Here is a 422-nt window from a genome sequence, read left to right as displayed (position 1 = left end):
GGCTCTTTGTCAAATGATGTTGGTAAAGAGAAATCTTAGAATAATTGGAGATCAAGTGGATCAGTTCCTCTTGATCTTTTTTAGTTGAAAATCAATGCGTTGCCATGACGAATCATGATGCGCAATTTGAAATTATAAAAGCTACGAAAGCCATATGCATTTCGTTTTAACACTTTGATATGGTTGTTCAGACATTCAAGTGGGCCATTTGAATAACTTTGTTGTAAAGCATTTTTGATTTGTGGCAGAAATTTCTGGAACGTTCTCAAGGTCGTCTGATAGCCTTCGGGAAGCATGATATTATTGGTAAGTAGTTCTTCAAACGATACGTAGTCTCGTTCCTTTACAGCGTAAAGAAAGTCTTGATATAACTGATAGCCTACACGCAAAGCAGGGCTCCCTTTCAGTAAGCGATCCACAAT

Annotated in this window: 1 protein-coding gene; it reads right to left on the bottom strand. The window is 37.7% G+C overall.

Features of this window, described 5'->3' with window-relative positions:
• Nucleotides 1-80: 80 nt before the first annotated feature.
• The coding region (locus tag KQI94_RS16325; protein WP_216454685.1) for a transposase at nt 81-422 on the bottom strand (342 nt) is incomplete at its 5' end.

The organism is Enterococcus sp. S183_ASV_20, assembly GCF_018919685.1.
Lineage (GTDB): Bacteria > Bacillota > Bacilli > Lactobacillales > Enterococcaceae > Enterococcus > Enterococcus faecalis.
This window is presented reverse-complemented; position numbering and strand designations above follow the sequence as displayed.